The sequence below is a fragment of the Mycobacterium sp. E740 genome (assembly GCF_001672895.1).
GTDB lineage: Bacteria > Actinomycetota > Actinomycetes > Mycobacteriales > Mycobacteriaceae > Mycobacterium.
In genome coordinates, this window is record NZ_LZKP01000109.1 from 1 (window position 1) to 5,583 (window position 5,583).

Here is a 5,583-nt window from a genome sequence, read left to right on the forward strand (position 1 = left end):
TGGGATGTTCTCCTTCGGTTGACGTGATCTGTCTCACGGTGCACTGCATGATGTAGCTAGCATCGGGTGTCGTACTGTGATGCCTGACACCCTTCAGCCCAAGGAGGTCAAATGTCCAGCACTACCGAACTTGCCGAGCTGCACGAGCTGATCGGAAGCCTTCGGCGGTGCGTGACATCGCTGGCGTCGAGGTACGGAGACTCTCCTGCCACGCGTCGCATCGTCAACGACGCCGAACGGATCCTCAACGACATCGACCGTCTCGACATTGACGCCGAAGAGCTGGAGCTGGCCCGCGGCGTGGTTCACCACCACTACGCCGGGGACCGCATCCCGATCCCGGACACCCAGTACGACACCGATTTCTGGCGTGGTGTCGACGACGAGGGGCTCGGGGGCGTCCGCTGACCGCGAACGTCCGTCAGCACCCGGGATAACTCGACACCGAAAGGCAACAGTGAGCGCACCCACCGCCGACCGCAAGGCGACCGGCGTCTTCTCAGCGAGCCGTGCAGAGATTGCGCAACGCACCCTGCGCACCGACCGGTGGTGGCAGTCGCCGCTGATCGTCAACCTCGGCTTCGCTGCCTTCCTGATCTACGCCACGGTGCGGGCGTTCATGCAGAAGTGGTACTACGTCGCCGACTACCACTACCTGACGCCGTTCTACTCGCCCTGCGTCGTCAAGTGGTCCGAGGCCGAGCAGTCCGGCTGCCTCCCCGAGGCCAGCCACTTCGGCCAGTTCCTGCCCGACGTGTGGTGGCTGCCCTACGCCGCGGTGACGCTGCCGTTCCTGCTGCTGTTCCGCCTCACCTGCTACTACTACCGCGGCGCCTACTACCGCTCGGTCTGGCAGGCGCCCACGGCGTGCGCCGTGGCCGAACCGCATGCGAGATACACCGGCGAGACCCGCTTCCCGCTGATCGTGCAGAACACGCACCGCTACTTCTTCTACATCGCGGCGATCATCTCGGTGATCAACACCTACGACGCGATCGCGGCGTTCCGCTCGCCTTCCGGCTTCGGATTCGGTTTGGGCAACGTCATTCTCGTCGTCAACGTGATCCTGCTGTGGACGTACACGATCTCGTGCCACTCCTGCCGTCACGTCGTCGGCGGCCGGCTCAAGCACTTCTCCAAGCACCCCGTCCGGTACTGGATGTGGACCCAGGTCAGCCGGCTGAACACCCGGCACAAGGCATACGCCTGGATCACGCTCGGCACGCTGATGCTCACCGACTTCTACATCATGTTAGTGGCCAGCGGAGCGATCCCCGACCTGAGATTCGTTGGCTGACAGCTTTATTCAAATCGGTAGTGAGGTTTATTCAATGGCGGATTCCGAGGCTCTCGGCGCGGGCGGCACACCGCAAGTCGAGCGGCATTCCTACGACGTGCTCGTCATCGGCGCCGGTGGCGCCGGTCTGCGTGCGGTCATCGAGGCGCGCGAGCGCGGCCAGAAGGTAGCGGTCATCACGAAGTCGCTCTTCGGCAAGGCGCACACCGTGATGGCCGAAGGCGGCTGCGCGGCGGCGATGGGCAATGCCAACCCGAAAGACAACTGGCAGGTCCACTTCCGCGACACCATGCGTGGCGGAAAGTTCCTCAACAACTGGCGGATGGCGGAGTTGCACGCCGAGGAGGCGCCCGACCGGGTATGGGAGCTCGAGACCTACGGCGCGCTGTTCGACCGCACCAAGGACGGCCGCATCAGCCAGCGCAACTTCGGCGGCCACACGTACGCCCGGCTGGCCCACGTCGGTGACCGCACCGGCCTGGAGATCATCCGCACCCTGCAGCAGAAGATCGTCTCACTGCAGCAGGAGGACAAGGCCGAGTTCGGCGACTACGAGGCGCGGATCCGGGTCTTCCACGAGTGCACCGTCACCGACCTGATCCTGGACGAGACCGGCGGCGAGAAGAGAGTGGCCGGCGCCTTCGGCTACTGGCGCGAGACGGGCAACTTCGTCCTGTTCGAGGCGCCCGCGGTGGTGCTGGCCACCGGCGGCATCGGCAAGTCCTACAAGGTGACGTCGAACTCGTGGGAGTACACCGGCGACGGGCATGCCCTGGCGCTGCGCGCCGGCGCGACGCTGATCAACATGGAGTTCGTCCAGTTCCATCCGACGGGCATGGTCTGGCCGCCCAGCGTCAAGGGCATCCTGGTCACCGAGGGCGTGCGCGGCGACGGCGGTGTGCTGAAGAACTCCGAGGGCACCCGGTTCATGTTCGACTACATCCCGCCGGTGTTCAAAGGCCAGTACGCCGAGAGCGTCGACGAGGCCGACCAGTGGCTCAAGGACAACGACTCCGCGCGCCGGACACCGGACCTGCTGCCGCGCGACGAGGTGGCCCGCGCGATCAACTCCGAGGTGAAGGCCGGCCGCAACTCGCCGCACGGCGGGGTGTTCCTCGACATCGCGTCGCGGCTGCCGGCCGAGGAGATCAAGCGCCGACTGCCGTCGATGTACCACCAGTTCATGGAACTGGCCGAAGTCGACATCACCAAGGAACCGATGGAAGTCGGCCCGACGTGTCACTACGTGATGGGCGGTATCGAGGTGGATCCCGACACCGCCGGGGCGACCACTCCGGGTCTGTTCGCGGCCGGTGAGTGTGCCGGCGGCATGCACGGCTCCAACCGGCTGGGCGGCAACTCACTGTCGGACCTGCTGGTGTTCGGGCGCCGTGCGGGGCTCGGCGCGGCCGACTACGCGCGCTCGCTCAGCGAGCGGCCCAAGGTGACCGAGCAGGCCGTGCAGGACGCGATCAATCGGGCGTTGCTGCCGTTCGAGGGCGCTCCGGACGAGGAGTCGCCGGAGAACCCGTACACCCTGCAGCTGGACCTGCAGGACACGATGAACAGCCTGGTCGGCATCATCCGCAAGGAAGACGAGATCACCGAGGCGCTCGAGAAGCTGGCCGAGTTGCGTGAGCGGTACAAGCGGGTGCGCATCGACGGTGACCGGCGGTACAACCCCGGCTGGAACCTGGCGATCGACCTGCGCAACATGATGCTGGTCAGCGAATGCATCGCCAAGGCGGCGCTGCAACGCACGGAGAGCCGCGGCGGACATACGCGCGACGACCACCCGTCGATGGAGGCGGACTGGCGCAACACGCTGTTGGTCTGCCGCATCGACGGCGACGACGAGGCGTTGGTGCCCGAGGTGAGCGTCACCAAGCAAGACCAGATTCCGGTCCGCCAGGATCTGCTCGACCTGTTCGAGCTCTCCGAACTGGAGAAGTACTTCACCGACCAGGAACTGGCCCAGCATCCAGAACGGAGCAACTGATGGCCTATCAAGCGACCATGCGGGTGTGGCGCGGCGACATCGCCGGCGGCGGCCTGCAGGACTACTCCGTCGAGGTCAACGAGGGCGAGGTGGTGCTCGACATCATCCACCGGCTGCAGCAGACGCAGACGCCGGACCTCGCGGTGCGGTGGAACTGCAAGGCGGGCAAGTGCGGATCCTGTTCGGCGGAGGTGAACGGCCGGCCGCGGCTGATGTGCATGACGCGGATGTCGACGTTCGATCCCGACGAGGTCGTCACCGTCACGCCGATCCGTACCTTCCCGGTGATCCGCGACCTCGTCACCGACGTGTCGTTCAACTACGAAAAAGCAAGGGAGATCCCGGCTTTCACCCCGCCCAAGGATCTGCAGCCGGGCGAGTACCGGATGGCGCAAGAAGATGTCAACCGGTCGCAGGAGTTCCGCAAGTGCATCGAGTGCTTCCTGTGCCAGAACGTCTGCCACGTCGTACGTGACCACGAGGAGAACAAGCAGGCGTTCGCCGGTCCACGCTTTTTGATGCGCCAGGCCGAGTTGGACATGCATCCGCTCGACGTCCACGGGCGGCGCGCCGAGGAGGCGCAGGAAGACAACGGGCTGGGTTTCTGCAACATCACCAAGTGCTGCACCGAGGTCTGCCCCGAACACATCAAGATCACCGACAATGCGCTGATCCCGATGAAGGAACGCGCCGCCGACCGCAAGTACGACCCGGTGGTGTGGCTCGGCGACAAGTTGTTCAGACGGCGTTGATCCCCGGCGTGCGTGGGTAGGCTGCAGGTGATGCGGCCGATCAACGACGAAAGGCAGCGCTGTGACCACTCAGAAGCCGGTTCACGGACCACACAGCATCAACGACATCCGCACGGCGATCCGCGAGCTCAGCACCCGCGCCGAACTGGCCCGTAAGGAGGGCCGCGCCGCCGACGCCGAGGAGCTGGAGCGACGCGTGGCCGGCTACCGCGCCGAGCTCAGCGCGCGTCCCTGAGCGATTTCGGTGTCGCAACCGTCGCTGATCGACGGTTCGGACACTGAAGTCACTCGCCGCCGAGGCGGCGAAACGTGCTGCGGTGGAACACGATCGGGGCCACGTCGGCGTGCACGGTGATGTCGCGGACCCGCAGGATCACGATCGTGTGGTCGCCGGCGGGCACGAGCTGCTCGATCACGCTCTCCAGCCACACCGCGGTGCCGTCGACGAACACCGCACCCGTCTCCCGTGACACCGTTTCCAGGCCGGCGAACCGATCGCCGGTCTTGGCGGCCAGGGTGCGGGCGGCCTCGTCGTGCGCCTCGCCGAGCACGCTGATCCCGAGGCTCGGCAGGTCCTTCAGCTTGGGCCAGGTCTCCGAGGTGTTCTGCACGCAGAACGACACCAACGGCGGATCGAGCGACACCGGCACGAATGTGCTTGCGGCCAGGCCGACCCGGATGCCGTCCACCTGCGCTGCGATCGCGATGACGCCGGAGGGAAAGTGCCCGAACGCTTCGCGCAGTGTGGCCGGGCTGAAATCGGTTGCGCTCATATCCGGTCCATCTTCACACGCAACCGCGCGACGTGGCGAACTCCATCCCGGTCGTCGCGGTAGCCTGACGCCCATCATGTGGATAACGCTCCTGCTGATGGCGCTCGCGGTCAGCCTGGAGCCGTTCCGAATCGGCATGACGGTCTTGATGATCAACCGGCCCCGCCCGCTGCTGCAGCTCCTCATGTTCGTCGCCGGAGGTTTCGCGATGGGCATCTCGGTGGGTGTGGTCGTGCTGTTCGTGCTGCAGCCCGCTCTGGGGTCCGTACACACCTCGACGCTGCCGAAGGTACAGATCGTGGTCGGCGCGGTCCTCTTGATCAACGCCGGGCTGGTGGCCGTCGGGCTGCTCGGAGCGGGTGACCGTCCCGACGAACCACCCGGCCGCGCGAACCGGCTGCTGGAGCCGCTGGTGACCCGGACCCGCCTGCTGCTCAACGGCCGGTCGCTGTGGACCGCGGGCGTGGCAGGTCTCGGCATCGCACTGCCGTCCGTCGACTACCTGGCCGCACTGGCACTGATCGTCGCCTCCGGCGCCGCGGCGTCCACCCAGTTCGGCGCCCTGGTCATGTTCAACGTGGTGGCGTTCGCGTTCGTTGAGATCCCACTGCTGAGTTACCTGGCGGCGCCGGACCGCACCCGGGCGTCGCTGTCGGCCTTGTACGACTGGCTGCGGTCGCAGGGCCGCCGCGGCGTCTCACTGCTGCTGGCCGTGGTCGGCTGCGTCCTGCTCGGGGTGGGTGTCGCCGGACTGTAGCGCGG

The 5,583-nt window shown here is 66.3% G+C and carries 7 protein-coding genes; 6 read left to right on the forward strand and 1 reads right to left on the reverse strand.

Going from position 1 to position 5,583, the window contains the following annotated elements; genetic code table 11:
* Positions 1-111: 111 nt before the first annotated feature.
* The 5 genes from A5663_RS10550 (at position 112) to A5663_RS22970 (ending at position 4,283) form a co-directional block, all read left to right on the forward strand.
* The gene (locus A5663_RS10550) at positions 112-408 is read left to right on the forward strand and encodes a hypothetical protein (protein ID WP_068147837.1); all 297 of its coding nucleotides are present in this window, start codon (positions 112-114) and stop codon (positions 406-408) included.
* Positions 409-457: 49 nt separating this feature from the next.
* A complete protein-coding gene (locus A5663_RS10555; RefSeq protein WP_068147839.1) occupies positions 458-1,297 on the forward strand; it encodes a hypothetical protein in 840 nt (279 codons plus the stop codon).
* Between the two features lie 34 nt (positions 1,298-1,331).
* Positions 1,332-3,296 carry a fumarate reductase/succinate dehydrogenase flavoprotein subunit gene (locus tag A5663_RS10560; RefSeq protein ID WP_068147842.1) on the forward strand — a complete coding sequence of 655 codons (1,965 nt, stop codon included), beginning with the start codon at positions 1,332-1,334 and terminating at the stop codon, positions 3,294-3,296.
* The gene (locus tag A5663_RS10565) at positions 3,296-4,048 is read left to right on the forward strand and encodes a succinate dehydrogenase/fumarate reductase iron-sulfur subunit (RefSeq protein WP_068147845.1); all 753 of its coding nucleotides are present in this window, start codon (positions 3,296-3,298) and stop codon (positions 4,046-4,048) included. The genes A5663_RS10560 and A5663_RS10565 overlap by 1 nt, the downstream gene beginning before the upstream one ends.
* Before the next feature lie 61 nt (positions 4,049-4,109).
* Positions 4,110-4,283 (forward strand): hypothetical protein, encoded by a 174-nt coding sequence (locus A5663_RS22970; RefSeq protein ID WP_156744425.1) that lies wholly within the window; start codon positions 4,110-4,112, stop codon positions 4,281-4,283.
* Positions 4,284-4,332: 49 nt separating this feature from the next.
* On the opposite strand, the gene A5663_RS10570 is transcribed toward A5663_RS22970, so the two are convergent.
* On the reverse strand, positions 4,333-4,821 hold the full coding sequence (locus A5663_RS10570; protein ID WP_068147849.1) for a flavin reductase family protein: 489 nt from the start codon (positions 4,819-4,821) through the stop codon (positions 4,333-4,335).
* A 76-nt stretch (positions 4,822-4,897) separates the two neighbouring features.
* Between A5663_RS10570 and A5663_RS10575 the strand changes: the two genes are divergently transcribed.
* Positions 4,898-5,578 carry a GAP family protein gene (locus A5663_RS10575; RefSeq protein WP_068147853.1) on the forward strand — a complete coding sequence of 227 codons (681 nt, stop codon included), beginning with the start codon at positions 4,898-4,900 and terminating at the stop codon, positions 5,576-5,578.
* Positions 5,579-5,583 lie beyond the last annotated feature (5 nt).